Here is a 25,118-nt window from a genome sequence, read left to right as displayed (position 1 = left end):
CGGCTTGTCTGCCCTCAGGCTACTCGTAACCTGCGGTTTTTGTCCTCTTCTATGAGATACCCATGAAACGTTTTGTTCTGCTCGACACCACTCCGATCCCCGATAACGGCGGCGCCCTGTGCCTGTTTGAGTATGGCGAGGACTTCGTGATCAAGATCCAGGGGGGCGACGGCGGCCAATTGATGAACACGCGCATGCACGGCTCGGAAGACGCTCTGGCCGAAATCCCCTGCCGCAAGGTCGCAGGACGTCCGCAATCGCGCGTGCTGATCGGTGGTTTGGGCATGGGTTTCACCCTGGCGTCCGCTCTCAAGCACTTGGGCAAAACAGCCGAAGTGGTGGTGGCGGAACTGGTGCCGGGGGTGGTGGAGTGGAATCGCGGCCCGCTGGGCGAAAAAGCCGGCAATCCGTTGCAGGACCCGCGCACGGTGATCCGCCAGGAAGACGTGGCCAATGTGCTGCAAGCCGAACCCAACGGGTTTGACGCCATCATGTTGGATGTCGACAACGGCCCCGAAGGCCTGACTCAAAAAGCCAACAGCTGGCTGTACTCGGCTGGCGGGTTAAGCGCATGCGCCAAGGCCTTGCGCCCTAAAGGCGTGCTGGCGGTATGGTCTGCCAGCGCAGACAGGCAGTTTTCCGACAAACTGCTCAAGGCCGGTTTCAAGGCCGAGGAAGTGCAAGTCTTCGCCCACGGCAACAAAGGCACGCGGCATACCATCTGGATTGCTGAAAAAATCAAAGGCTGATCAACAGCTAAACTAAACGACCTGACCGTCATTCGTCTTGAAAGGTGAACCCATGAGCTCGGCCAACCCTCCCTCCCATACCGCGAAGCTGGATCGCATCCTGGCCGATGCCCAGCGTGACCGTGAAATGGGCTACCGCGACAAAGCCCTGAAAATGTACCCGCACGTGTGTGGCCGCTGCGCCCGTGAGTTCTCAGGCAAACGCCTGAGTGAGCTGACGGTGCACCACCGCGACCACAACCACGACAACAACCCGCAGGACGGCTCCAACTGGGAGTTGTTGTGCCTGTACTGCCATGACAACGAACACTCGCGCTACACCGACCAGCAATACTTTTCGGACAGCTCGACCAGTAGCCCGAAAGTGGCCAAGGCCACCCACAACCCGTTCGCCGCACTGGCCGGGTTGATGAAAAAGGACGAATAGCCACGCGCCTGCCGGAGCCGCAGCCGACTGGGCGGCTCCGGATCAGCCTCAACAGGCGTATACTCGCGTCTTTTTTCTGAAGGGCTCGGGCACGTGGCGAACAAACGGTACAGCTGCATTGGTTTGTATAACCCCAAATCACCGGAAAACGTCGGCTCGGTGATGCGTGCGGCTGGTTGCTATAACGTGGCGTCAGTGTTCTACACCGGCAAGCGCTATGAACGCGCCCGAGACTTCGTCACCGACACGAAAAAAGTGCATCAGGACATTCCGCTGATTGGCATTGATGACTTGAAAAAGATCCTGCCACTGGGCTGCATTCCTGTGGCGGTGGAGCTGGTAGAGGGCGCCCGCTCCTTGCCTGAGTACACCCATCCGGATCGTGCGCTGTATGTGTTCGGGCCGGAAGACGGTTCATTGGATAAAGAAATACTGGACTGGTGTGAGGATGTGATTTACATCCCGACCAACGGCTGCATGAACCTCGCGGCCACCGTCAACGTGGTGCTTTACGACCGCTTGGCCAAGGGTAACAACACCCGATCAGGGCCTAAATTCTGACCCCCACATGCCCTTCAAGGGAACGACACGCCTTCGCTGACAGTCAGCTCTGTATCCACCATCCCTTGGAGACAGAGCATGACCAACAGAAATCCTGTAGAGCGCATTGAATCCCCGGCCTATAACGATGTGCCGTATCAAAACGTAGAGGGCTGGGAGCGCGTGGGCTCTTTGGCGGGCGGCGTGGTGATGCTCGGCAAAGGCATTCGCCGCGGCGGGTTTATCGGCCTGATTCAGGTGGGCATCGGTGCCATGGCGCTCAAGCGCGGCATAACCGGCCACAGCTCCACCAAGCGCCTGTTGGAAAAAAGTCGCCAGCAACTGCACAGCGTGCGTTCTGACATTGAACGCGCAGGCGATGAATTGCTGCGCATGAAGGACGAAGTTGAAGGGAAAATCGTGAAAAGCGTCTGACATACGTGTGAGGCTGCGATGCGCCGCAGCCTCACGCCTTCATCATTGCATGCGGGGGTGTTTAACCCTGGGCTTTGTTTTGATGGCTGGCGCTCCAGTCCACCAGCAGGCTGTAGGCCAGCGCCAGCAAGGTCGGGCCGATGAACAGGCCGATAAAGCCGAACGCAATCAACCCCCCAAACACCCCTAGCAGCACAATGACCAACGGCAGGTTGCCGCCCCTGCTGATCAGGTAAGGCTTGAGCACGTTATCCACGCCGCTGATGATCAGCGTGCCCCAGATACCGAGAAAAATCGCCATCCCGTAATCGCCTTTCCAGGCCAGCCATGCCGTGGCCGGAATCCAGATCAAGGGCGGGCCCATCGGAATCAGGCTGAGCAGGAACGTGGCGAGGCCCAGCACCAGCGCACCCGGCACACCCGCAATCAGGAAGCCGATCAACGCCAGCAACGCTTGCGCCGCCGCCGTACCGATCACCCCGTTGACCACTCGCTGAATAGTGCCCGCCACCAGTTCCTGGTAGTAAGACGCGCGCTCACCGATCAGGCGTTCGAGTAAACGGTGTACAAATGTCGCCAGCCGCGGGCCATCACGATAGAAAAAGAACACAAAGACAATACTGAGGGTCAGCTCCAGGATCCCGCCGCCGATCTGCGCACTGCGGGCCAGCAACCAATTACCCACCTGCCCCAAGTACGGCTTGACCGCGACAATCATCGCAGCGCCCTGCTCATCGATGGTGTCCCAGATGCCCACCAGCCGTTCTCCCACCAGCGGAATGCCAGCCAGCCATGCCGGCGCTTCGGGCAAGCCTTCCAACTGCACATCTTTCACGAACGTCGTGGCGTCGCGCACGTGATCGGCCAAGTTGAAACCCAGCCACACCAGCGGCCCGGCCACCAGCAACATCCACCCCAAGGTCAAAATGCCAGCAGCCAATGATTCGCGACCATTGAGCCAACGGGTCAGCAACCGCATCAGCGGCCAGCTGGCAAACGCCAGAACAGCCCCCCAGAACAGGGCCGACCAGAAAGGTGCCATGACCCACAGGCTGGCACCGAACAACACCAGCAGCAGGATTTGCACCAGCAGGCGATCGTTATTGAGCATGTGTATTCCACAGAAATTCGAAAACAAAAAGACGACGGCTACGCGAAGTGTAGCCGTCGTGGGCAGTGCTTAGCGCAGCAACTCGATATGCAACCCTGGGGTTTCGCTGTCGCTCAGTTCAAGACGCGAGGCGCGCACGCCGCTCTTGATCAGGGCCTCACGCCAGGCACCCGCCTTGACGCCGCTCAAACTGACCCGCGTGGTGGTATCGAGCGTTAAAGCACGGCTGATTAACGGCAGCCATGGAGCGTCGGGCGCTTGCGTCAGCATCGGGAAATCCAGCGAATCGGTGGTTTTCAGTTGACGCTGCAGCGTTGCAGGCGTGGGCAACAAGACCCCGAGATCGGTAGTGGCCACGAGCTGTTCTACGTGCAGGTACCCTTTTCGGTTACCCCGGTTGATGGCATACAGCGCCACCAATCGATTGCGCTCTGGGGCGGCCATCCGGATCAACAGATAGGATTGTTGCTCATCGGAGCCCACCAGTTTGGCGTTGCCTAGCACCTCGTTGGCCCAAAGACTGCTTTCTCCGCAGTCCCGCGCCTGGCACCAGAACAATAACTCAGCGTTCTTGTTTTGCAGCGCCTTGCGCGCAGCCGTAAAGGCTTCGGTGGCCGAATGGCCGGTGGGAAGTTCATACGTGATAGCGGTGGTCTGCCCCCGCGCATCCACTTGCCCGTCAAAGCGCAGGCGCCCGCTTATTTTGCGGATCGGCCCCATCGGGTAGATACGCTCGACATCCGGCTTAACGGTGTAATCGACAATTTGTGCGTCAGCCAGCCGTGGCACGTCCTGCAAATCCTGACTGCCTGGTACATCGGCCGCCCACAACAAAGGGCTCAGGCAACTCAAACCCAGTACGCCGATCAAGCGATTGGTCAATTTCATCGGCACGCGTCACCCGCAGGTGAAGGGTGAATCAGCCTGTTTACGAAAGAGATCGGGTGGCCTCTCGGGGTCGCAGCGGTGTAGAGATCTATCATGGTTGTCTCCCATTTCAACCCGCCAAGCCTCGGCAGTTGGTCGCCGCAAGTCAAGGAGCAGCGAAGAACCGATTGAAACAGTCTGCAACAAGGATTGCCCCGGATTCGTCATTGATGTGCAAATGATGGCCACCGGGTAACCGTTCCAGGTTAAAGGGTAGTCTATCCAGCCGCTCGGGATGGGTGGCCAGCATGCCCTCTTCGGCCACGATCAGGGTGGCAGGACAACTCATACGCTCTACGAAAGACAGGGCTTGTTCATCGGTCAGGCGCAGCGGTGAGGGTAGCGTCAGGCGGCTGTCGCTGCGCCAGCTGTATCCGCCCGGCACCGGCATCAACCCGCGTTGAGCCAACAACTGCGCCGCTTCACAGCTGACGGCGACCATACCTTTCATGCGCGCTTCGACGCCACGGTCGAAGGTTTTGTGCACCGACTTGCGTTTGTGGTTCAGCTGGAGTTGGGCTTGCAGCGCCTGCCCCATGCGCTCAGCGGTGTTGTGTTGAGTTCCGGTGTGCGGCATCACACCATCAATGAGCGCCAGATGCGTGACACGCTCAGGGCACGAACCGGCCACCACCACCGAAATAATCGCCCCCAAGGAGTGGCCCAAAAGCGCAAAACGCTCCCAGCCCAGCTGTTCGGCCACGCTCAATACATCGAAAGCATAATCCCACAGGGAGTAACTGGCCCCAGGCGGCCTGTGGGCGGAATGGCCATGCCCGGCCAGATCCAGCGCCACAATACGCAATCCGTGTAGCTTTGGCGCTAATCGCGCAAAGCTGTTGGCATTGTCCAGCCAGCCATGCAGCGCAATGACCGGAATGCCGTCTTCGGGCCCGAACACATGCGCCGCCAGTTCAATATGCGGCAGGCTCAGACGAATCTCTTCAACCACGGGACTCATGCGTACACTCTCAAAGGCCGGAATTACGGGCTTCCCAGCGGCTAAAAATCATCTTCAACAAGCGGGCAGTATCGTGCGGCTGCTCAAGCGGGAACATGTGCCCGCCCGGCACGCTCAAGGCTTCACCAAGCGGCAAGCGCGCTACGGCCTTGGCATGATGGCGCATAACCACCCGGCTGTCGCGCCCACGCACCACCGTGAGCGGTACCTGCAATTGCGTGACCAGACCCGGGCTGGTGTGGGGCACGCTGCGGTAGATATCGATCTCCGTGGCGGGATCAAAGCTCAGGCGCAAGCGGTCATCCATCGTCTGTAAACCATGCTCCAGATAGGCGTCGAAACACTCCGGATCGAAGCTGCGAAACAGCGATTTCCCGGCGAAGTACGCGCGCGCAGCCTCGCGGTCAGTGAACTCTTCACGACGGCCCAAGGTACGCCCGGCAGGCGTCAGGCGATCAATCAGGCCAAAGCGTTTGGCGGCGCGAATCACCCACTGATCCGTACGCGTCAAGACCGGCGAATCAAGCATTACCACGCCTTTGTAGAGCTGCGGGCAACGGATGGCCGCATGTAAGTGCAACATGCCGCCCAATGAGTGGCCCACCCCCAGCACCGGGCCCTCCTGCTGCTCAAGGTGGTAGATCAGTTCGTCGACCAGGTTGCGCCAGTTGTTGTCAACCGGGAAACGCGGGTCGTGCCCGTGCTGGGGCAGGTGCGCCACACGATAGTCAGGCGCCAGGGCAGCAAACAATTTGCCGTACGTGCCCGAGGGAAAGCCATTGGCATGGGCGAAGAAAATCTGCCGGGACATATAAGGCATCCAAACTAGGAATTAGCCTTATTGTCTGTAGGAAAATTCTTAACAGCAACGACCGTATGCGCCATCAATGACGCCACTACGGCCATCGCCTGGCCGATTACTCCGCGAACGGGGGTGTTTGACCCAGGGGTACAACCGCAATTGTCAGCCGGGAAATGCAGTTGAGTTTGCCACTGTCATCGGTCAGACGGATATCCCAGACATGGGTCGTTCGACCGATATGCACAGGCCGTGCGACCGCGCTCACTCGCCCGCTGCGCACACCGCGCAGGTGGTTGGCGTTGACTTCAAGTCCTACGCAGTAAAACTTTTTTGGGTCGATGCACATATAGCTGGCCATCGACCCCAGGGTTTCAGCCAATACCACCGATGCCCCACCGTGCAGCAGGCCAAACGGTTGATGGGTGCGATGATCGACCACCATGCTCGCGGTGATGGAGTTGTCATCGAACGCATCGAAGGTGATATCCAGCACCTCACAAATGGAGTTTTTGCGAAGTGCATTGAGATGTGCCAGATCTGGCGGGGTTGTCCACACGCTCATTGCTCAGTCCTTGATCGGTGAGAGGCATACAGTCTTGCCACAAAATATGTCGAGGGCGCAACTGTGCCGCTTGCCCGGGCCGGTTCAGGGCAATCAACGCAGAACGTATTTGAATGGGGCTCGTCAGCGATGCGACGTGCTGCGCTTACGGGTGCCACACATGCAGCAAGCGCAGGCTGCCAGCGAGCGGCCACTCACCTTCGAGCTCTGCCAGGCTGGCGGTGTGCATAGGTTGAGGCTGCCGACAGTGGCCATGCTGCAACAGACTGATCAGGTCACCTACTAAGGGTTGATGGCTGACCAACAGCACATTACCGGCATCCGGCAGTTGGCTGACGGCGAACTTGGGATCACTTTCAGGGGTTAGCCACGTCACGGTTTTCAGAGCCGCAGAAAAGCCCAGCGCGTCGCGCACGAGGGCGGCCGTCTGCTGAGCCCGGACATACGGACTGGCCAGGATGCAATCCAGCGGTTGGCCTATCAAGTGGGCCGCGCTGCGCACTACCTGCTGACGCCCAAGCTCGGTGAGCTTGCGCTCGGCATCACGGGGGGCGTGCGGTTGCGCTTCACCATGACGCAAAATCCACAGCTTCATGGCTGCTTGGTCTGCGACGCAGGCTCGGCATACGGCGCCTCACCTTCTGGCGCTCGGGATGCAGGCCAGTCAGCAAAAGGCCAAGGCTTTTGCTCAGTATGAAAACTGCCAAAGCGGCCGATTTGCGCCAAATACTGACTCAACGTGTCACCGAAATTCATCAGACCGCCGTTGGGTGCGCCATACACCAGCCGATAAATCAGCTGCACCAGTACCAGGCCGCCCAGTACTAACTGCGCAACTTGCCAAACCAGCAGAAAAACCAGCATCCACAGCACACGCAACACTATGGATTCGTACTTGGGGGCATTCGGATTGTCATTCATGGGCTGCTCCTGTCGAGCTCAGTTGAAACCACTGGTGGAAATAAAATCGACGTCTGTCTTGGGCTCGGCCCGCATTAGCACTTCAATCACCTGATTGAGGGTACGCCCTTCAAACAGGATGGCATGCAGACCCGCCACCAACGGCATATAGACATTCAGCTCTTGGGCCTTGGCCTTGAGCACTTTCAGCGTGTTGACGCCTTCCGCCACTTCCCCAAGGCGCGAGACCGCCTCGTCCAGGCTCAGGCCTTCACCCAGGGCGAACCCCACTTGATAGTTACGGCTTTTAGGGGAAGAACAGGTCACGATCAAATCCCCTACCCCGGCCAATCCCAGGAATGTCATCGGGTTGGCGCCTTGACTGACAGCAAATCGCGTCATTTCTGCCAAGGCACGGGTAATCAACATGCTTTTGGTGTTTTCCCCCATGCCAAGGGCTACCGCCATGCCGGCAATAATTGCATAGACGTTTTTAAGCGCCCCACCCAGCTCTACGCCAAAGCGGTCGGCACTGGCGTATACGCGAAACGTGCGACCGTGCAAAACCGCTTGAACCTGCGTACACAGGGCTTCATCAGCACTGGCAACGACCGTGGCCGTGAGCGCATGCTCCGCGACTTCGCGCGCCAGGTTAGGCCCCGACAACACGCCAATCCGGGCTTGCGGGGCGATCTCCTCAAGGATTTCGCTCATCAGCTTGAAGCTGTGGGCTTCAATGCCCTTGGTCAGGCTGACCAGCATCTTGCCACTCAAGCGATCGGCATGCGCTGACAGCACAGTACGCAACGCGCTGGAAGGCAAGGCGACAAAACACAATTCACATGCGTCGAGGGTGGCTTGCAAGTCAGTGACCGGATCAACGCCGGGATGAATCTTGATGCCTTTAAGGTAACGAGGGTTCTCACGGTTAAGCCGAATCGCCTCGGCCTGCACCGGGTCGCGCATCCATTGACGTACCGGGTGACCGTTTTCCGCCAGCAGGTTGGCCACCGCGGTGCCAAAACTCCCGCCCCCCAAGACCGCAATAGCGCGCTGTTCAGTCATAGCAATCCCGTTATCCATCTAGCCGTGGCAATGGCGGCATTATACGGAGCACATCCGCTGCGACCAGTCCCCCCTGCAGCGACCAGGCGCGTCTGTTCCCTCAGAAAGTGCAGGGTTTTGACTGGAAAACTGATTCAGCTCGGTTAACATGCCGCCCATTCATTCACACACGAGGCAGCCTGGCTGTACACATGCATGACTGACTGCACGTCACGGCTGATCTCGGCACCCTGGCGCCGGCTTACGGAACCTCACACTCATGGCTGACCGACGCCGCTGGGATATTCACGCCCGCACCCAAATGATGAGTTTGGGCCCCGCCCTGCTACTGACGTTGCTGCTCATCAGCTTTTTTACCTTCGTGCGCCTGCAGGACTTGCGTCAAGAGCTCAACCACACAGGCCAGCTGATTGCCAACCAACTGGCCCCCGCCACTGAGTTTGGGGTGATTTCCGGCAACACGCATGTGCTGGAAACCTTGATGAAAGCCTCGTTGAACACACCGCACGTGCAATTCGTCCAGGTTCAGGATCGGGCCAACAACGTATTGGTGCATGCAGAGCAACCGTTGAATGAAACAGGGCGCAGCAACGATGTGGAAGTGTTTCAGGCGCCTGTCAGGGTGCAGAGCATTTCAGGAAAGCCCGATAACGATCCCATGACACCTGCGACCGAGGATTATCTGGGGCGGGTGTTGGTCGGCATGTCCAGTGATGCCTTCAACCAGCGCCAGCAGGACATTCTGTTAAAAGCCATGATCCTTGCGCTGTTTGCCTTGGGCTTTACCTACTTACTGGCCCGGCGCCTGGCTTCCAACCTCTCCCGCCCCATCAGCGACATGAGCGATGCGGTGAAGGCTATTCAACAGGGCCATTTCAACACGCCTTTACCGGTGGTTGACGATGGGGAACTCGGCAGCCTGGCCCGGCACATCAATAACCTGGCAGAAGGTCTGGCACAGGCCAGCCGTGAACAGCAGACAGCGATTGCCCAGTTGATACAGACCCGCGAGGAAGCAGAGCGCGCCAACAGCGCAAAAACCGACTTTCTGGCCATGATGAGCCATGAATTACGGACCCCGATGAACGGTGTTCTGGGGATGCTGCAATTGCTCGAAACCACCCACATGACAGACGAACAGGCCGAGTACGCCGCCCTGGCATCGGAGTCCACGGAACACTTGCTCAAAGTGATCAATGACATCCTCGATTTCTCCAGAATCGAGCGTTCAACCCTGGAGCTGGAGCAAATCCCGTTCAACCTTGCCGAGCTGGTGGGCAATTGCGCGCAAGCTTTTCAGCACAGTGCCGTACAGCGGGGCTTGAAACTGAACTTGAACATGGCGGACGGTCTGCAGGACCTGCATGTACTGGGCGACCCAACCCGGATTCGTCAGATACTGGTGAACCTGATCGGCAACGCACTGAAGTTCACCGAGCAGGGTCAAGTCAGCATCGAGCCTGCCTGGCAACCGCTGGATCATGAACTCATCTGGTTCACTTGCACGGTACGCGACAGCGGGATCGGGATCGGCGCAGACAAACTTGAGTCGATGTTCAAGGCTTTCCAGCAAGCCGACAGTTCGATTTCTCGACGTTACGGTGGGACCGGGCTTGGCTTGCCCATCGCTCGCACCCTGGCGGAACGCATGGGCGGTCGCTTGCTTGCCCAGAGCGAAGAAGCTCACGGCTCAGTCTTCACCCTGGAAATCCCCCTGGAATTGCACCAGCGCATTGCCATTAACCAAAGGCCGACGATGACTGCGGACAGCGCATGCATTAAAGGACGCAAGGTACTGCTGGTGGAAGACAACCCGGTCAACCAGACCGTTATCGAAGCCATGCTTAGCAGCCTGGGGTATGAAGTGAGCATGGTCAGTGACGGTGCTCAGGCCATCCATCGGGCCAACACTGAAGCGTTTACTGCAATCCTGATGGACTGCAGGCTGCCGGTCATTGACGGTTATGAGGCGACCCGACAGATCCGCCAATTGGTGGGTTGCAGGGACGTGCCCATTATTGCGCTGACTGCCAACGCGTTGCAGGGCGACCGCGAAGCGTGCCTGCAAGCCGGAATGAACGATTACCTGGCCAAGCCGTTCAAACGCACTGATCTGGAACAAATACTGCTGCGCTGGGTCCAGTAACTTATGGCTATTAGCCTACCTGCGACTGGCGTAAAACCTAAAAGTGCGGCAGTCTTAGGCACCCGATTGGGGCCCTGAACCGGCCTGAATTTAAATTTCAGTGAACAAGTGTACATTTGTGCCCTTGGCGCTGTGACTTTCACTACTACGCAATAGTCTATGTGTAGGCTGGCGAACTGAAGCCGATATGTTTCAGTTGGTCGGGAAGATTTGCCCCACCTTGCCGCATGGGATTATTGAGGAGCTCGCATGACCAAACAAAACGCCTTTACTCGGGAAGATCTGCTGCGCTGTAGCCGCGGCGAACTGTTCGGCCCAGGTAACGCGCAACTGCCCGCCCCTAACATGCTGATGGTGGATCGCATCACCCATATCAGTGAAGAGGGTGGCAAGTACGGCAAAGGTGAATTGGTCGCCGAGCTGGATATCACCCCTGACCTGTGGTTCTTCGCCTGTCACTTTGAAGGTGATCCGGTGATGCCAGGTTGCCTGGGCCTCGACGCCATGTGGCAACTGGTGGGCTTCTACCTCGGCTGGCAAGGTCTGCCGGGCCGTGGCCGCGCCTTGGGCTCGGGTGAAGTGAAATTCTTCGGTCAGGTACTGCCGACCGCCAAGAAAGTCACTTACAACATCCATATCAAGCGCGTGCTCAAAGGCAAGCTGAACCTGGCCATTGCCGATGGTTCGGTGACCGTTGACGGTCGCGAAATTTACACCGCCGAAGGCCTTCGCGTCGGCGTTTTCACTTCAACTGACAACTTCTAAGGGTTATCCGCATGCGCCGCGTCGTTATCACTGGTCTGGGCATCGTTTCGTGCCTGGGCAATGACAAAGAGACCGTCTCCGCTAACCTGCGTGCAAGTCGCCCTGGCATCCGATTCAACCCGGAATATGCCGAAATGGGTCTGCGTAGCCAGGTTTCCGGCTCCATTGACCTGAACCTCGAAGAACTGATCGATCGCAAGATTTATCGTTTCGTCGGCCACGCAGCTGCTTACGCTTACCTGGCCATGAAAGACGCCATCACTGATTCGGGCCTGACCGAGGAGCAAGTCTCCAACCCGCGTACCGGCCTGATTGCCGGTTCGGGCGGCGCATCGACCCTGAACCAGATGGAAGCGCTCGACATCCTGCGCGAAAAAGGCGTGAAACGTGTTGGCCCATACCGTGTAACGCGGACCATGAGCAGCACCGTATCGGCTTGCCTGGCTACACCGTTCAAGATCAAGGGCCTGAACTACTCCATCGCGTCTGCCTGCGCCACCAGTGCTCATTGCATCGGTACCGCCATGGAACAAATTCAGATGGGCAAGCAAGACATCGTATTTGCCGGCGGTGGTGAAGAAGAGCACTGGAGCCAGTCGTTCCTGTTTGACGCCATGGGCGCCCTCTCCAGCCAGTACAACGACACGCCGGAAAAAGCCTCACGTGCCTACGACGCCAAGCGTGACGGTTTCGTCATTGCCGGTGGTGGTGGCATGGTTGTGGTTGAAGAGTTGGAGCACGCACTGGCCCGTGGCGCCAAAATCTACGCCGAGATCGTAGGTTACGGTGCAACGTCCGACGGTTACGACATGGTTGCCCCAAGCGGCGAAGGCGCCATTCGCTGCATGCAGATGGCGATGTCTACCGTTGACGCGCCTATCGACTACATCAACACCCACGGCACCTCGACCCCGGTAGGCGACATTGCCGAGATGAAAGGCGTGCGAGAAGTGTTCGGCGAAAACGCGCCAGCCATCAGCTCCACCAAGAGCCTGTCGGGTCACTCCCTGGGCGCCGCAGGCGTTCACGAAGCGATCTACTGCATGCTGATGATGGAAGGCAACTTCATTGCCGGCTCGGCCAACATTGAGGAACTGGACCCGGCGGTCGCTGACATGCCGATCCTGACCAAAACCCGTGAAGATGCAAAAATCGACACTGTCATGAGCAACAGCTTCGGTTTCGGCGGCACCAATGCCACGCTGGTTCTGAAGCGCTGGGCTGGCAAATAAGCTCATCCCTGGCCTCATTAAAAAAGCCCTGACATGCTCAGGGCTTTTTTATGCCCGCTACTTTGCTACATCCGTAGTATTGGAGCGTTGAAAACAGCGCTGCACTAAGTGCCTGTTACCCCTCCACTTGACCACTTCCGATCACGCCCCCTTAACGCCATAAAACAACAGAATCATTTACTGCGGATAAAGCGTCCGTAAGTTCTGATTATTTGAATGCACTGAGTCACATTTAATAACATCGATTTACTGCATTACAGTTCGCATCGACTACGGTTAGTTAATACAGTCCTACTCCACATAAATACTCACGCGCACAAGGAAGAGCGATGAAACCGATCATGACGAACATGACGCAACCGGCGTTACCAGACGCCATCAATGGTGTTAAGAGCACACTCACTATCAAGCTAAAAACAACAGGCGAAAAGGAGCGCATCGGGGCGAGGATTGAAGCGGTCATGCACAACGGCAGTAAAGTTGACTCCATTTTCATGTACAACACGCAATATGGTTACCAACCGCATGCCAATGGTTGTGACGGACATTGGTACTACACACCTACCTACAATTCAGAACATTGGAAGCCCGAGATTTTCGTCACGGTGACACCTCGTGGCTTACCTGCAGACGCAAGCGTGGTAGAGCTGGGTACATTCACGTATTACAGCCCTGAAGGGGTGCCAGGCGTCTCTACCCCATTGAGAGTCAGAGCACCTTTTGATCCCCGGGTAGAACTGAATATGCGAGAAGCGCTGCTGGCCAGTTGGGAAGACTACGCCAGCAAGAGACGCGTCTACAGCCACAAGATTAGCCTTGACTTACCTGATGAAAATGTCAGCTATTGGCGCGTCTCTTTTACAGTGGCGCCAGGAACAATTCTGTTTAAAAAACCCTGGACAGCTTGCACCCATAATGAAGACACCGGAGAAATTGAACTTACATGGTCCGCCGCCGACCGCAAAACAAGCAGTGAAAGAAGAGAAATCGACTTTCAGTTACTGTCTTCCTCAATAAACTACAATCCCGCGCTGGCAAAACTAAATACTCTCCAAGGTCATTACATCATCGGATGAATGATCCCGCGCCTCGCGGATTGTAAACCAACAGATTGACCTGCATCCGTGAGTGCGCGCCCAGAGGCATCATTGAACTGACACGCATGTTTATGCGCGTTACTTCCATCCAGGCCTCTGGCCGCACTCACTTAAACAATGTTACGCATCTGCGCTAACAGACCCATTCAAGGTTGATGTTTTGGTAAGACCGCCAAAAAATTATCCTTAGCGACGTTGTGAGCGACTTCAACAGGCAGCGCATTTAAAAAGGGATCAAAACTTCGCATTTCCTGACCTAATTTGTCGAAACGTCCCACTACATCGGACCCCAGCATGAAGCGCTCAGGGAAGCGCTCAACTAACGCCACCCACTCCGACCTTGGCTTGCCTTGCTCATCCAGCAAATAAGGCGTGAGCATGCTCCAGGAGAGGTCGACATAAAGGTTGGGGTACGTTGCCAATAGTCGTGTCAGCGTCGGTAATAAAAAATCCATCTGCGTTTGATGCCGATGAATCTCGGCGCTCGTACCGGCGTGTGCCCATATGAAGCGCGTATCCGGATGCTGCCCCAACGGTTCTTCAATTTCTGCCAGGTACAAAGGGTTTTTTTCACGCTTGGAGGTGATATTGGAGTGCACCAAGACGGGCAGGTCATGCTCGGCCGCCAAGGTGTAAATACGCATCATGGCTTCATTATTGGCGCGCGGCGTGTCCCCGGAAATCAATGCCGTCAGGTCGTCGTGGCGGGTGAATACCTCGCCAATGCCCTGCCACAGACCCGGATTGAGGTCGAGCATGCGCTGTATGTGCGCTGCGGAGTTCTTGTCATTCGGATTAAAGCCGGACAGAAATGGGTGAAAATGCCGACGCTGCTCAGCGCTAAGTTGCTTGACCGCCTCGGCAACCCACACATCGGTGGCGCTGTACCAATAGGCGTCAGCGTCATCGCCGGCGTAGTAACGAGGACGCTTGGGCTCGTCTTCATGCCATTTTTTTGCCACTGGAATACCAGAAATCATGACGTGTTCGATGCGATTTTTCTCCATCGCTCGCAGCAGTTCTGGCATGCCTGCGGTTTCCTGGAAAAAATCCACGTAATGCAAATGCGCGTCGCTGTAGGCGTATTCGCGAGCATCCACCGCGGCACTGACCACCAACGCCCCAAAAGCCAAAAACACTGATGTGAATCTCAATGCGTCATCCTCATTTGTTGATACAGGTAGACCCGATCAGGGCCGCTGGGGTTCATGTCACGGTTTTAAATGGAACGCAGAATCCCCCAGATGCTCTATAAAGATCAGGACCTTTAATCACTGCCAAGCCGAGGTTTGCCATGACTGTTACCGTTAATACCGTGTCACACGATGGTTTTCGTCACAGCATCAAGATCGATGACTACGAAGTGTTTACCGACGTGCCTAAAAGCGCGGGCGGCGAAGGAAGCGCACCGTCACCTCACGATTACTTCGATGCGTCATTGGCCGCCTGCAAAGCGCTGACACTGAAGATGTATGCACAAAAAAAAGACATCCCGCTGACAGGCGTAACCGTCGAGATCAAGCACGATGCGGAGCAGGAAAAAGAAGGTCAATACAAGCTGATCGTGAAGTTGACGCTCAAGGGCGTATTGACGGACGCACAGCGCGAGGAGCTACACAAAGTTGCCGACAAATGCCCGGTACACAAACTGATGACATCCGCTCACATCGATATTGAAACGCACCTGTCCGAAGGCGCGTTCAGCCAGTAAACAGTACGCGCTAACAGGGAGCGCTGGGTTATGCTCAGCGCTCCTTGATTGCCGGAGCAGGCTCATGTCTGCACGTATCGTGATTCGCCCCCGCGCTGAACAGGTGGAAGGTCAACCTATTTTGCGCCCGCTACCTTCTGCCAATTGCCGCAGTGTCGGCCCTTTTGTATTCTTTGATCACATCCTGCATACCCGCTATCTGCCAGGCCGCGGTATGAATATCCGACAGCATCCTCACATCGGTCTGTCGACACTGACCTATTTGTATGAAGGCCATTTGCAGCACAAGGACAGCTTGGGCTCCGATCAACACGTCGGTCCGGGTGACGTCAGCTGGATGACGGCAGGGGCCGCCATTGCTCACATTGAGCGCACCCCTGAACCCTTTCTGTCTGCCGGCTCTGACATTCACGGGCTGCAAGTGTGGCTTGCGTCTCCCAAAGAGGAGGAACAAGGGGCTGGCCACTATCGCTATCACCCGGCTGATAGCCTGCCTGTGAGCGATTCCCTGGGGGTAAGGATTTGCCTGATCGCAGGTTCCGGGTTTTGCCTGACCTCGCCGGTACCCGTGCTTTCCCCCACGCTCTACGCCGACGTACAAATGCAAACCGCGACCACCCTGGTGATCCCGGCCGAGCATGAAGAGCGTGCGGTGTATGTGCTGGAAGGCGATGCGAAAGCCAATGGCGAGCCGCTGGAAGTGCGCACCCTCAACGTGCTGTCGGCAGGAGAGGACGTGACGTTATGCGCTGACAGCCCCTGTCACGTCGTAATCATCGGCGGCGCGCCACTGGATGGGCCGCGCCGGATGAGCTGGAATTTCGTCGCCAGCGATCAGGCACTCATTGAACGGGCCAGGGCGCGTTGGGCGGCCGGGCAATGGCCAATCGTGCCGGGCGAGATGGGCCGCATCGAATTACCCTGAACCTGAAACCGCTGCCGAAGTTAACGAAAGGTGCGTTGTCTTCGGCAGCATCTGTCAATCAAATACGAAACTGCCCTACCAGGTCTCCGAGGCGCTGCCCCAACTGTGCAAGGCTGCGAGTCGTTTGAGCGCTTTGCTGGGTCTCGTCTGCCACGTTATCCACGGCAACAGCAATTTGGTGAACACTGCGATTGATCTCTTCGGCGACCGCTGTCTGTTCTTCTGCTGCACTGGCAATCTGTGCGTTCATTGAGTTGATGGTGCCGATCAATTGCGCCATGGCGTCCAGTGATTCGCCTGCCTGGTTGGCTTGCTCCGAAGTCCCGACACCCGCTTCACTCGATCGACGCATCGCCTGGACGGCCTCATCAGTGCCCTGCTGCAGGCGGTCGATCATGCCTTGAATCTCTTGCGTACTTTGCTGTGTACGGCTGGCCAGCGCCCGCACTTCATCGGCGACTACCGCGAAGCCTCGACCTGCTTCACCCGCACGCGCAGCTTCAATGGCAGCGTTCAAGGCCAGCAAGTTGGTCTGGTCTGCAATCGAGCGGATCACACCCAGCACGCTGACAATAGAGGTTACATCCTGCTGCAAACTGTCCAGCGAAGACCCACTGCTGCGGATATCGCTGACCAACGCGTGAATCTGCTGAATGCTGCCATCGACAACACGCTTGGCCATTTGGCCTTCTTCATCGGTTTTCTGTGCCGCTACGGAAGCGCCCTGAGCGCTGCGTGCCACTTCTTGGGCTGCCGAGGACATTTCATTGATGGCGGTGGCAACTTGATCCGTTTCGTGACGCTGACGCTCCATCGCCTGCTCAGACCGGTGGGCCTGCTCAGAGACTTGCCCGACCAGCGCTGTCAATTGAAATGTCATGTCAGTGATTTGGCGAACCATTGCGTGAATTTTATCCACGAAGCGGTTGAAGGAACTGGCCAATTCGCCGAGCTCGTCCTGACTGGTGATTGCCAGGCGGTGGGTCAAGTCACCCTCTCCGGCTGCAATGTCGTCCAGGTTGGCTTTCATCAGGTGCAACGGTCGCAGGATGGTGTTGGCTACGAGCATGCCAATCACCGCGATCACCAGCAGGACGACAACGGTGATGGCCACGGTGCTAAGGATCATGCCCCGCATGCGTTCTTTGACACCCGCCTCGACCTCTGCAACCTGCGCTTCGATGCCATCCAGATTAACAACGGTACCTATCACCATGTCCCATTTGGGCAAGTATTCGGTATAGCCCAGCTTGGGTACCAGTACGTGCTCGTTCCCCGGCAATGATGAGCTGTATTGGGCATAGTGGCTGCCATCCTTGGCCACGCGTACCAACTCGCGGTTGGTGTACACGCCATTCGGGTCGCGGTTGTCCTGAAAGTTTTTGCCGACACCTTCCGGGCTATTGCCCTTGAACAGGCGCACCGTCTGCGAGTCGTAGCCGAAAAAGTACCCATCAGTGCCATAGGTAATGTTGGAAAGTAACTTGATCACCTGCGCCCGTGCCGCCTCATCCCCGGGTTGCGCCGCATCGTAGAGGGGCTTGATCGCGCTCATCGCCACTTCCACGTAGCTTTGCAGGGTGGCCTTGGCATCATTGAGCAGGCGTTGCCGGGTTTCCTCAACTTCCTTGTCGGCCTGGTCCTGCAAAATCCAGACAGTCGTCAGGCTGATGACCAGGGCAAACAACAAGACCGGCAACACCGCGAGGGACAATACTTTTGCCTTCAGGCTCAGGCGCATGGCTTTTACTCTATTTAGGGACTACGTACTGCGTTAACGGCCTGAAACGCTCAAAGTTAAGACCCGCCACACAACTTGTTTATTCAGGTACTTCGGGCAAGCGGTTTACAGCGTCATCGCCGCCACCCAGCCGAACGCCAATAGCGGCAGGTTGTAATGCAAGAAGGTGGGCACCACGGTATCCCATATATGGTGATGCTGGCCGTCAACGTTCAGACCGGAGGTCGGGCCGAGGGTTGAGTCCGAAGCAGGCGAACCGGCATCCCCCAATGCGCCAGCAGTACCGACGATGCAAACGATGGCCATTGGGCTGAAGCCCAGTTGCACGCACAAGGGAACAAAAATTGCTGCCAGGATGGGCACTGTCGAGAAGGACGAACCGATACCCATGGTCACCAGCAAGCCGACCAGCAGCATCAGCAGTGCGCCGATGCCTTTACTGTGATTGATCCAGCCAGCAGAAGCTTCGACCAGCGATTTCACTTCACCGGTGGCTTTCATCACTTCGGCAAAACCCGAGGCGGCGATCATGATGAAGCCGATCATGGCCATCATTTTCATACCTTCAGTAAACAGATCGTCGGTTTCACGCCAGCGCACAATGCCCGAAGCTGAAAAGATCAGGAAGCCGACCAGGGCGCCAATAATCATCGAGCCCAGCCACAACTGCACAATGAATGCCGCCGCAATGGCACCCCCGGCAACCAACAGGGTGCGCGGGTTGTAGCGAATGGCAACTTGCTCGACCTGCTCGATTTTCGACAAGTCGTACTCACGCTTTTTGCGATAGCTGATGAACACGGCGACCAATAAACCGAACAACATGCCCAATGCCGGAATGGCCATCGCATGGGTGACATTGACCTGACTGACGTCTACGCCACCTTTGCTGACGTTAGCCAGCAAGATCTGGTTGAGAAAGATGTTGCCAAAGCCCACGGGCAAAAAAATGTACGGCGTGATCAAACCAAACGTCATGACGCAGGCGATCAGACGACGGTCGATTTTCAATTTGGTCAGGACATACAGCAGCGGCGGAACCAGCAAAGGAATAAACGCAATGTGGATCGGCAAGATGTTCTGAGAGGAGATGGCCACCACCAGTAACAGGACGATCAATAGCCACTTCACCCGATTCCCGCCAACGGCCTGTTGCGTGTTCACCAGTGTCAGTGCCTTGTCAGCCAAGGCATGTGCCAGGCCCGATTTAGCAATGGCGACAGCGAACGCCCCCAGCATCGCGTACGAAAGCGCGACCTGTGCGCCACCGCCCAGCCCGTTGTTGAACGCATTCAGGGTGGCTTCGACACCCAACCCGCCCACCAGCCCGCCAACGACAGCACCGACGATCAGGGCGATGACCACATGCACACGGGACAGACTGAGCACCAACATGATGCCGACCGCGGCAACAACTGCATTTATCATTACAACCTCATGGCACACACGACGGAAAAACACCGTCATGCAGATGATTCCGGGCAAAAGACTGCTGTTCCAGTCGCCGGATTTGGAAAGGAGGATTTATTTGAGGGCGCACACTTTGCAGCAGCTTCGCCGCCTTGTCAAAGCGCGTGCCATGCGTCGTCCTCAAACCCCATCCATCCGGCTTTAACCCTAATAAATACAGGGCCAAATCAAATTTTAAAAAGCCTGATTTCAGGTTTCAACGGTAAAGAAATGCGTCTGTCGGCCGCTAACAGACAAAGCCTCTTTTTAGGATGTCTCCATGTCGATCAGACAGCTTTCCATTCAATGGAAAATCACCCTGCTTTCCGGACTTTGTTTATTGGCGATTGTGACGTTGCTGGTGGGATTGTCCCTTTATCGCATGGAGCACAATTCGGAGCTGGTGAAAGCCTCCAGCACCCAGATGCTCAATGAGTCCGCCCAAGCCCGTATCGAATCACAGGGCGAAGCTCAGGCACTGGCCATCAGTCGCCAGTTCATGGATGCGTATCAATATGGGAATGGCTTCGCCCGTCAGGTGCTCTTTCTGCGCGAGCAATCGGAAAAACGTTTTCTGGATGCGTTTGATCTGCGCGAAGACCTGACCCGTCAGGTAAAAGCCGCCTTGCAGGCCAACCCGGACTTGCTCGGTTTGTCTCTTGTGTTTGAAGCGAACGCGCTGGATGGCAAAGACCAGCTGTTTGATCATCAAAAAGAGCTGGGCAGTAACGACAAAGGCCGTTTTGCCCTGTATTGGTCGCAACCGACGCCGGGCAAGCTGACGTCGATGGCGCTTCCGGAAAGTGATATGGCCGATACCACTACCGGTCCAAGCGGACAGGCCAATAACACGTGGTTCACATGCCCGCGCAAGACGCTAAAACCGTGCATCATTGAGCCCTATTTTTATGAAATAGACGGGCAAAACGTGCTGCTGACCAGCATTGTGTTTCCGCTCATGGTAAACGGCAAAGTGATTGCGTCACTGTCGGTGGATATCAACCTCAATAGCTTGCAAGCCCTTAGCCAGGAGGCCAGCCAGAAACTCTATGGCGGCCAGACCCATGTCGGGATTATCAGCTCGGTCGGCCTGCTGGCTGGCTACAGTGCCGATGCCAGCAAACTCAGTCAGCGTCTGGACGCCGTCGACAGCAATGATGGCGCACAGCTCCTACAAATGATGGCCACAGGTGGGCAAGCCCAAAGCATACGGGATCATGGCCGGCTGAAAGTACTCACGCCTTTCTACCCGATTCCGGGGAGCCAGCCGTGGGGCGTTTTACTGGATGTACCTGAAAAAGTTCTGGTCGGTCCTGCCGAGACCCTGCAAGCCGAACTTGATGAACGCAACAATGCCGGGGCATTGATGGAGTTAAGCCTGGGCTTGCTCGCAGCGGTGATAGGCCTGGTGCTTGTCTGGTTGATGGCTCGCAGCGTAACTCGCCCGATCCTTGGCGTAGCAAATATGCTGGAGGATATTGCCAGTGGCGAGGGCGATCTGACGCGGCGCCTGACGTACGATAAAAAAGATGAGCTAGGCCAGTTAGCCGGCTGGTTTAACCGCTTTCTGGACAAATTACAGCCGATCATCGCCGAGGTTAAACGCTCCGTACAGGATGCGCGCAGTACGGCTGATCAGTCGGCGGCGATTGCCACGCAGACCAGCGCTGGCATGGAACAGCAATACCGTCAGGTCGATCAGGCCGCCACGGCATCCCACGAAATGAGCGCCACTGCACAAGACGTCGCCCGCAGCGCTGCTCAGGCCGCGCAAGCTGCACGTGAGGCGGATCAGGCAACCCGTGAAGGTCTGACCATCATTGATCGCACCACCCGCAGCATCGATCACTTGGCTGCAGACATGAGCGAGGCCATGACCCAAGTGGAGGGACTGGCCGCCAACAGTGAAAAAATCGGATCGGTACTTGAAGTGATTCGCGCGATTGCCGAACAAACCAACCTGCTCGCGCTGAACGCTGCTATTGAGGCGGCCCGCGCAGGCGAAGCAGGCCGCGGGTTTGCAGTGGTGGCTGATGAGGTACGCAACCTGGCTCGTCGCACGCAGGAATCGGTCGAGGAAACCCGTCAGGTCATTGAGCACTTGCAAGCTGGCACGCAGGTGGTGGTGAGTTCGATGAGCAATAGCCATCGTCAAGCGCAAGGCAGTGTTGAACAGGTCGGACAAGCCGTGACTGCACTGCAGCAAATCGGCAATGCTGTGACAGTCATTACTGACATGAATTTGCAGATTGCCAGTGCGGCGGAAGAACAGAGCGCGGTCGCGGAAGAGATCAACAACAATGTGTCGACTATTCGTGACGTGACCGAGTCATTGTCTGAACAGGCAAACGAATCGGCGCGGGTCAGTCAGTCGCTTAACGAACTGGCCAATCAACAACAGACACTCATGGATCAGTTCAGGGTCTGATTGTGCAAAGGCGACGACATGCCTCAGGCTGTCGTCGCCCCGTTTGCACGCTGCACAAGTTGGATGGTGACCAATAAACCGCCCCACTCACCTGTCGTCAATTGCATGCTCCCGCCCCATGCGTCGACGATGTCGCGCACGATCCCTAACCCAAGGCCATGGCCAGCCGTCTGCTCGTCGAGACGCGTACCGCGACTGAACACTTGATCGCGCTCTGCCTCCGGGATGCCTGGACCGTCGTCCTGCACTTCGATGTCATACCCGGCAGTCGTTTGCCGTAGACGCAGCTCGACGCGTGCATCCGCCCATTTGCAAGCGTTGTCCAACAAGTTGCCCAATAACTCAAGCATGTCTTCGCGATCCCAGGGCAAATGCAGGTTCGGCGGTGAGTCAAAGGTAATCGCCAGATGCTGGCCGTGAATCATGCTTAAAGTGGCGAGCAACGCAGGTAATTCAGCGTCGGCATCAAACTGGGCACCCGGTAAGGCATCTCCTGCGAGCCGTGCCCGATTAAGCTCACGATTCATGCGCTGCTCAATGTGCTCCAGCTGGTCATGTAATGTGCGCTGAATGTCGGGATAAGCTGCGAGGCGTGCGTCGTTGGCAAGGCTCATCAGCACAGCCAAGGGCGTTTTCAGAGCATGCCCCAGATTGCCTAATGCATGACGTGAACGCTTGAGGGTGTCCTCGGTGTGCGCCAGGAGGTGGTTAATTTGTTTGACCAGCGGTTCCAGCTCAAGAGGGACTTGTGTATCCAACTGAGAGCGCTGCCCCTGCTGTAACTGAGCTATTTGTTTACGGGCTATCTCCAGCGGCCGCAGTGCACGTTGTACGGTTACACGTTGCAACATCAGGATGATTATCAACGCTGCCACGCCCATGGCCAATCCAATGCGCTGTACTTGCCGCAGGCTGGCGCGTATGGGCGAGTAATCTTGGGCAACCGTGATGGAAACCACCTGCCCTAAACGTTTGTAGTCACTGCGCAGCACGAGCAACATCTGGCCTTCAGGGCCCGGCTGAAGTGTACCGCTCAAGCCAGGCTGGGCTGTTTTTGGCAGTTGACTGTCCCAGAGGGATCGAGATCTCCAGTGAGTATCACCAAACTCAATACTGAAGTAATGCCCGGAAAACGGACGCTGATAAGCAGGTGCAAGACGTCGCTCGTCCAGCTGTAATCCTTGAGGCCCCCGGCTTAATGCAATCAACAGGTTTTCACTGTCATTTTGCAAACCTGATTCCAGGTAACGCTGCAAACCGGTTTCAAATAACCACAGGCTAACTTGCCCCACCACAAGGCCCGCTACCAGCAACACACTGACAAGCCCAAGGCTAAGCCTGCGCTGGATCGACCTCATGGGGTGATTGATCCAAATATGTATCCTTGCCCGCGGCGAGTTTCAATCACATCGCGCCCCAACTTGCGGCGCAGATGGTTTACATGCACTTCCAATACATTGGAGTCACGTTCTGTCTCACCATCATAGAGGTGCTCCGAAAGATGACTTTTAGAGAGGATTTGTTGGGGATGCAACATGAAGTACCGCAACAATCGGAACTCGGCAGAAGTCAGTTGAATATCGACCCCGTCCCGGGTGACACATTGACGCCCTTCATCCAACTGCAGGCCTGCAGAGGTTAAAAGCGGTTGATTGGCATGGCCATGAGACCTGCGTAACAGCGCTTGCACGCGCAATTGCAGTTCTTCTGGATGGAACGGCTTGGTCAGATAATCATCAGCTCCCGCCTTTAGGCCCTCAATTCGTTCCGCCCACGAACTGCGCGCTGTGAGAATCAACACTGGCGTAGTCACCCCACCTGCGCGCCACTTCTGCAGAACGTCGATACCTGGAAGGCCTGGTAACCCCAAGTCAAGAATGATCAGATCATACGGTTCGCTTTGCCCCGAATGGAGAGCATCACGCCCGTCTGTAAGCCAGTCAACGGCATACCCTTGACGGGTCAGGGCAGCAATTAACTCATCAGCCAATGGCACATGATCTTCAACCAGCAACAAACGCATTAGTCGTCTTCCTTATCTTCGAACAATTCACCTTTACGGGCATCGAACTTGAGTTCTCGCACAACGCCTTGCGTGGTCAACAATTCGATTTCATACACATAACGACCGTGTTTTTTTTCCAGCTCGACTTCCAATAATCGAGAACCCGGATAACGCTTAAGGGCTCTGTCTACCAACTGTTCAAACGGCAAAATAATCCCTTTTTGACGCAGACGCAGCGCTTCATCCTGTCCCAAATCCCGCGCCATAGCCTGCGAGCAAAAAGCACAAAGCATAAAAACCAGCAGACTTATAGCGCGCCCGCTCATGTACATGGAATCTCCTGTTGTCCAGCGCAGAGGATGGTGTTCCATGCTGGAGGTGTTAACTCTACGGGTCATGGCTTAACTTAAACTGAAGATGTCAGGCATTTTGTCGCTGATCATACTCCGGTTCCGCGCAGGTTGAGCGCTATACCGGGGTTAACTGTTAGACTCTATTTCTGCTGTCATCACACACGTGAAAGACCCTTTTCTTCAAGAGCTTCGAACATTGTGGAAATTTTCAAAGAGTTTACCTTCGAGTCCGCGCACCGCCTTCCTTTCGTCCCGCAAGGACACAAATGTGGACGCTTGCACGGCCATTCATTCAAAGTAGCAATCCATTTAAGCGGCGAAATAGACGCTTCGACTGGATGGATCCGGGACTTTTCAGAGATCAAAGCAATTTTCAAGCCTCTATATGAACAGCTTGATCATAATTATTTGAATGACATTCCTGGCCTCGAAAATCCAACGAGCGAAGTGCTTGCCAAGTGGATATGGCAGGAGCTAAAACCTTTGCTGCCAGAGCTGTCAGCGATAAGAATTCACGAAACCTGTACCAGCGGCTGCATTTATCGCGGCGAATAATTTCGTAATTAGCGTTTTAGTTTCACCCCCACCTGCGAACAGCATGTCCGCAGGTTTTTTTTGACAAAAATCAGCATAAACACTGATTCTGCGCGCTATGTGGTTGAGATGGCGTGCACGCTCTTTTTCAGCCACAAAAACAAAATCCCTGTCTGCGTGAGCAGACAGGGATTCTGGAATTTAATCTTGACGATGACCTACTCTCACATGGGGAAACCCCACACTACCATCG

Annotated in this window: 26 protein-coding genes; 12 read left to right on the top strand and 14 right to left on the bottom strand. The window is 56.3% G+C overall.

The features are described 5' to 3' along the window. Positions 1-62 precede the first annotated feature (62 nt). The 4 genes from HBN68_RS07245 (at position 63) to HBN68_RS07230 (ending at position 2,151) form a co-directional block, all read left to right on the top strand. Positions 63-749: a hypothetical protein gene (locus HBN68_RS07245; RefSeq protein WP_169963594.1), complete on the top strand. Its 687-nt coding sequence runs from the start codon at positions 63-65 to the stop codon at positions 747-749. Between the two features lie 52 nt (positions 750-801). After that, on the top strand, positions 802-1,176 hold the full coding sequence (locus tag HBN68_RS07240) for a YajD family HNH nuclease (protein WP_094992364.1): 375 nt from the start codon (positions 802-804) through the stop codon (positions 1,174-1,176). A gap of 93 nt (positions 1,177-1,269) precedes the next feature. Continuing rightward, positions 1,270-1,737 carry an RNA methyltransferase gene (locus HBN68_RS07235; protein ID WP_047276062.1) on the top strand — a complete coding sequence of 156 codons (468 nt, stop codon included), beginning with the start codon at positions 1,270-1,272 and terminating at the stop codon, positions 1,735-1,737. Between the two features lie 78 nt (positions 1,738-1,815). Then, positions 1,816-2,151, top strand: coding sequence for a DUF2892 domain-containing protein (locus HBN68_RS07230; protein ID WP_094992365.1), 336 nt, complete (start codon positions 1,816-1,818; stop codon positions 2,149-2,151). Between the two features lie 61 nt (positions 2,152-2,212). Here the strand turns inward: HBN68_RS07230 and HBN68_RS07225 are convergent, their stop codons facing one another. The 8 genes from HBN68_RS07225 to HBN68_RS07190 all read right to left on the bottom strand — a co-directional run bounded on the left by HBN68_RS07225 (position 2,213) and on the right by HBN68_RS07190 (position 8,479). After that, positions 2,213-3,262 carry an AI-2E family transporter gene (locus tag HBN68_RS07225; RefSeq protein ID WP_094992366.1) on the bottom strand — a complete coding sequence of 350 codons (1,050 nt, stop codon included), beginning with the start codon at positions 3,260-3,262 and terminating at the stop codon, positions 2,213-2,215. A 69-nt stretch (positions 3,263-3,331) separates the two neighbouring features. After that, positions 3,332-4,150, bottom strand: coding sequence for a DUF4892 domain-containing protein (locus HBN68_RS07220; RefSeq protein ID WP_169963596.1), 819 nt, complete (start codon positions 4,148-4,150; stop codon positions 3,332-3,334). A gap of 145 nt (positions 4,151-4,295) precedes the next feature. Continuing rightward, positions 4,296-5,150: an alpha/beta hydrolase gene (locus HBN68_RS07215; RefSeq protein ID WP_169963598.1), complete on the bottom strand. Its 855-nt coding sequence runs from the start codon at positions 5,148-5,150 to the stop codon at positions 4,296-4,298. Between the two features lie 10 nt (positions 5,151-5,160). After that, positions 5,161-5,961: an alpha/beta hydrolase gene (locus tag HBN68_RS07210; RefSeq protein ID WP_094992369.1), complete on the bottom strand. Its 801-nt coding sequence runs from the start codon at positions 5,959-5,961 to the stop codon at positions 5,161-5,163. Between the two features lie 106 nt (positions 5,962-6,067). After that, positions 6,068-6,514, bottom strand: a complete 447-nt coding sequence (locus HBN68_RS07205) for a hotdog fold thioesterase (protein ID WP_169963600.1) — start codon at positions 6,512-6,514, stop codon at positions 6,068-6,070. Positions 6,515-6,659: 145 nt separating this feature from the next. Then, a complete protein-coding gene (gene sixA / locus HBN68_RS07200; RefSeq protein WP_169963602.1) occupies positions 6,660-7,109 on the bottom strand; it encodes a phosphohistidine phosphatase SixA in 450 nt (149 codons plus the stop codon). Further along, on the bottom strand, positions 7,106-7,435 hold the full coding sequence (locus HBN68_RS07195) for a DUF4389 domain-containing protein (protein ID WP_094992372.1): 330 nt from the start codon (positions 7,433-7,435) through the stop codon (positions 7,106-7,108). Before HBN68_RS07195 ends, sixA begins: the two co-directional genes overlap by 4 nt. Positions 7,436-7,453: 18 nt before the next feature. Next, positions 7,454-8,479, bottom strand: coding sequence for an NAD(P)H-dependent glycerol-3-phosphate dehydrogenase (locus HBN68_RS07190; RefSeq protein ID WP_169963604.1), 1,026 nt, complete (start codon positions 8,477-8,479; stop codon positions 7,454-7,456). A 259-nt stretch (positions 8,480-8,738) separates the two neighbouring features. Here HBN68_RS07190 and HBN68_RS07185 point away from each other — a divergent pair, with 259 nt between their 5' ends. The 4 genes from HBN68_RS07185 (at position 8,739) to HBN68_RS07170 (ending at position 13,698) form a co-directional block, all read left to right on the top strand. Then, positions 8,739-10,625 carry a response regulator gene (locus HBN68_RS07185; protein WP_094992374.1) on the top strand — a complete coding sequence of 629 codons (1,887 nt, stop codon included), beginning with the start codon at positions 8,739-8,741 and terminating at the stop codon, positions 10,623-10,625. Positions 10,626-10,874: 249 nt separating this feature from the next. Continuing rightward, on the top strand, positions 10,875-11,390 hold the full coding sequence (fabA, locus tag HBN68_RS07180) for a 3-hydroxyacyl-[acyl-carrier-protein] dehydratase FabA (protein ID WP_032859207.1): 516 nt from the start codon (positions 10,875-10,877) through the stop codon (positions 11,388-11,390). Between the two features lie 11 nt (positions 11,391-11,401). Further along, on the top strand, positions 11,402-12,622 hold the full coding sequence (gene fabB / locus HBN68_RS07175; RefSeq protein WP_047276123.1) for a beta-ketoacyl-ACP synthase I: 1,221 nt from the start codon (positions 11,402-11,404) through the stop codon (positions 12,620-12,622). Between the two features lie 329 nt (positions 12,623-12,951). Further along, entirely contained in the window at positions 12,952-13,698 is a 747-nt protein-coding gene (locus HBN68_RS07170; protein WP_169963606.1) for a hypothetical protein, read from the top strand. A 167-nt stretch (positions 13,699-13,865) separates the two neighbouring features. Here HBN68_RS07170 and HBN68_RS07165 read toward each other — a convergent pair whose 3' ends face one another. Next, the gene (locus HBN68_RS07165; protein WP_169963608.1) at positions 13,866-14,873 is read right to left on the bottom strand and encodes an amidohydrolase family protein; all 1,008 of its coding nucleotides are present in this window, start codon (positions 14,871-14,873) and stop codon (positions 13,866-13,868) included. A 140-nt stretch (positions 14,874-15,013) separates the two neighbouring features. On the opposite strand from HBN68_RS07165, the gene HBN68_RS07160 reads away from it, so the two are divergent. Both HBN68_RS07160 and HBN68_RS07155 read left to right on the top strand, forming a co-directional pair. After that, on the top strand, positions 15,014-15,430 hold the full coding sequence (locus HBN68_RS07160; RefSeq protein WP_094992377.1) for an OsmC family protein: 417 nt from the start codon (positions 15,014-15,016) through the stop codon (positions 15,428-15,430). A 64-nt stretch (positions 15,431-15,494) separates the two neighbouring features. Further along, complete coding sequence (locus HBN68_RS07155; RefSeq protein WP_169963610.1) at positions 15,495-16,355, top strand: pirin family protein; 861 nt, start codon at positions 15,495-15,497, stop codon at positions 16,353-16,355. A gap of 58 nt (positions 16,356-16,413) precedes the next feature. Here the strand turns inward: HBN68_RS07155 and HBN68_RS07150 are convergent, their stop codons facing one another. Both HBN68_RS07150 and HBN68_RS07145 read right to left on the bottom strand, forming a co-directional pair. Then, positions 16,414-18,096 carry a methyl-accepting chemotaxis protein gene (locus HBN68_RS07150; protein ID WP_169963612.1) on the bottom strand — a complete coding sequence of 561 codons (1,683 nt, stop codon included), beginning with the start codon at positions 18,094-18,096 and terminating at the stop codon, positions 16,414-16,416. A gap of 105 nt (positions 18,097-18,201) precedes the next feature. Continuing rightward, entirely contained in the window at positions 18,202-19,521 is a 1,320-nt protein-coding gene (locus tag HBN68_RS07145) for a Na+/H+ antiporter NhaC family protein (RefSeq protein ID WP_169963636.1), read from the bottom strand. A gap of 304 nt (positions 19,522-19,825) precedes the next feature. Here HBN68_RS07145 and HBN68_RS07140 point away from each other — a divergent pair, with 304 nt between their 5' ends. Beyond that, positions 19,826-21,973, top strand: coding sequence for a methyl-accepting chemotaxis protein (locus HBN68_RS07140; protein ID WP_169963614.1), 2,148 nt, complete (start codon positions 19,826-19,828; stop codon positions 21,971-21,973). 23 nt (positions 21,974-21,996) lie between these two features. Here HBN68_RS07140 and HBN68_RS07135 read toward each other — a convergent pair whose 3' ends face one another. Genes HBN68_RS07135 through HBN68_RS07125 form a run of 3 tightly spaced genes read right to left on the bottom strand, consistent with a single transcriptional unit; the run spans position 21,997 to position 24,310 of the window. Beyond that, a complete protein-coding gene (locus HBN68_RS07135; RefSeq protein WP_094992382.1) occupies positions 21,997-23,331 on the bottom strand; it encodes an ATP-binding protein in 1,335 nt (444 codons plus the stop codon). Further along, positions 23,328-23,996 carry a response regulator transcription factor gene (locus HBN68_RS07130; RefSeq protein ID WP_094992383.1) on the bottom strand — a complete coding sequence of 223 codons (669 nt, stop codon included), beginning with the start codon at positions 23,994-23,996 and terminating at the stop codon, positions 23,328-23,330. The genes HBN68_RS07135 and HBN68_RS07130 overlap by 4 nt, the downstream gene beginning before the upstream one ends. Next, positions 23,996-24,310: a PepSY domain-containing protein gene (locus tag HBN68_RS07125; RefSeq protein WP_169963639.1), complete on the bottom strand. Its 315-nt coding sequence runs from the start codon at positions 24,308-24,310 to the stop codon at positions 23,996-23,998. Before HBN68_RS07125 ends, HBN68_RS07130 begins: the two co-directional genes overlap by 1 nt. 219 nt (positions 24,311-24,529) lie before the next feature. Here HBN68_RS07125 and queD point away from each other — a divergent pair, with 219 nt between their 5' ends. Next, positions 24,530-24,886, top strand: coding sequence for a 6-carboxytetrahydropterin synthase QueD (gene queD, locus HBN68_RS07120; protein ID WP_094992385.1), 357 nt, complete (start codon positions 24,530-24,532; stop codon positions 24,884-24,886). Positions 24,887-25,118: the final 232 nt, after the last annotated feature.

The organism is Pseudomonas sp. WS 5078 (genome assembly GCF_012985745.1).
GTDB classification, from domain to species: Bacteria; Pseudomonadota; Gammaproteobacteria; order Pseudomonadales; family Pseudomonadaceae; genus Aquipseudomonas; species Aquipseudomonas lundensis_A.
Note: the sequence above shows the minus strand (reverse complement) of the source record. Positions and strands in the feature narration are given on the sequence as shown.

Excerpts from the sequence above, each read along its gene's own strand:
- fabA (WP_032859207.1), top strand. The coding sequence starts at position 10,875 with ATGACCAAACAAAACGCCTTTACTCGGGAAGATCTGCTGCGCTGTAGC.
- HBN68_RS07170 (WP_169963606.1), top strand. The coding sequence starts at position 12,952 with ATGAAACCGATCATGACGAACATGACGCAACCGGCGTTACCAGACGCC.
- HBN68_RS07240 (WP_094992364.1), top strand. The coding sequence starts at position 802 with ATGAGCTCGGCCAACCCTCCCTCCCATACCGCGAAGCTGGATCGCATC.
- HBN68_RS07155 (WP_169963610.1), top strand. The coding sequence starts at position 15,495 with ATGTCTGCACGTATCGTGATTCGCCCCCGCGCTGAACAGGTGGAAGGT.
- HBN68_RS07185 (WP_094992374.1), top strand. The coding sequence starts at position 8,739 with ATGGCTGACCGACGCCGCTGGGATATTCACGCCCGCACCCAAATGATG.
- HBN68_RS07245 (WP_169963594.1), top strand. The coding sequence starts at position 63 with ATGAAACGTTTTGTTCTGCTCGACACCACTCCGATCCCCGATAACGGC.
- HBN68_RS07210 (WP_094992369.1), bottom strand. The coding sequence starts at position 5,961 with ATGTCCCGGCAGATTTTCTTCGCCCATGCCAATGGCTTTCCCTCGGGC.
- HBN68_RS07230 (WP_094992365.1), top strand. The coding sequence starts at position 1,816 with ATGACCAACAGAAATCCTGTAGAGCGCATTGAATCCCCGGCCTATAAC.
- sixA (WP_169963602.1), bottom strand. The coding sequence starts at position 7,109 with ATGAAGCTGTGGATTTTGCGTCATGGTGAAGCGCAACCGCACGCCCCC.
- HBN68_RS07190 (WP_169963604.1), bottom strand. The coding sequence starts at position 8,479 with ATGACTGAACAGCGCGCTATTGCGGTCTTGGGGGGCGGGAGTTTTGGC.
- HBN68_RS07160 (WP_094992377.1), top strand. The coding sequence starts at position 15,014 with ATGACTGTTACCGTTAATACCGTGTCACACGATGGTTTTCGTCACAGC.
- HBN68_RS07225 (WP_094992366.1), bottom strand. The coding sequence starts at position 3,262 with ATGCTCAATAACGATCGCCTGCTGGTGCAAATCCTGCTGCTGGTGTTG.
- HBN68_RS07215 (WP_169963598.1), bottom strand. The coding sequence starts at position 5,150 with ATGAGTCCCGTGGTTGAAGAGATTCGTCTGAGCCTGCCGCATATTGAA.
- HBN68_RS07195 (WP_094992372.1), bottom strand. The coding sequence starts at position 7,435 with ATGAATGACAATCCGAATGCCCCCAAGTACGAATCCATAGTGTTGCGT.
- HBN68_RS07150 (WP_169963612.1), bottom strand. The coding sequence starts at position 18,096 with ATGCGCCTGAGCCTGAAGGCAAAAGTATTGTCCCTCGCGGTGTTGCCG.
- HBN68_RS07130 (WP_094992383.1), bottom strand. The coding sequence starts at position 23,996 with ATGCGTTTGTTGCTGGTTGAAGATCATGTGCCATTGGCTGATGAGTTA.
- fabB (WP_047276123.1), top strand. The coding sequence starts at position 11,402 with ATGCGCCGCGTCGTTATCACTGGTCTGGGCATCGTTTCGTGCCTGGGC.
- HBN68_RS07135 (WP_094992382.1), bottom strand. The coding sequence starts at position 23,331 with ATGAGGTCGATCCAGCGCAGGCTTAGCCTTGGGCTTGTCAGTGTGTTG.
- HBN68_RS07140 (WP_169963614.1), top strand. The coding sequence starts at position 19,826 with ATGTCGATCAGACAGCTTTCCATTCAATGGAAAATCACCCTGCTTTCC.
- HBN68_RS07220 (WP_169963596.1), bottom strand. The coding sequence starts at position 4,150 with ATGAAATTGACCAATCGCTTGATCGGCGTACTGGGTTTGAGTTGCCTG.
- HBN68_RS07205 (WP_169963600.1), bottom strand. The coding sequence starts at position 6,514 with ATGAGCGTGTGGACAACCCCGCCAGATCTGGCACATCTCAATGCACTT.
- HBN68_RS07125 (WP_169963639.1), bottom strand. The coding sequence starts at position 24,310 with ATGTACATGAGCGGGCGCGCTATAAGTCTGCTGGTTTTTATGCTTTGT.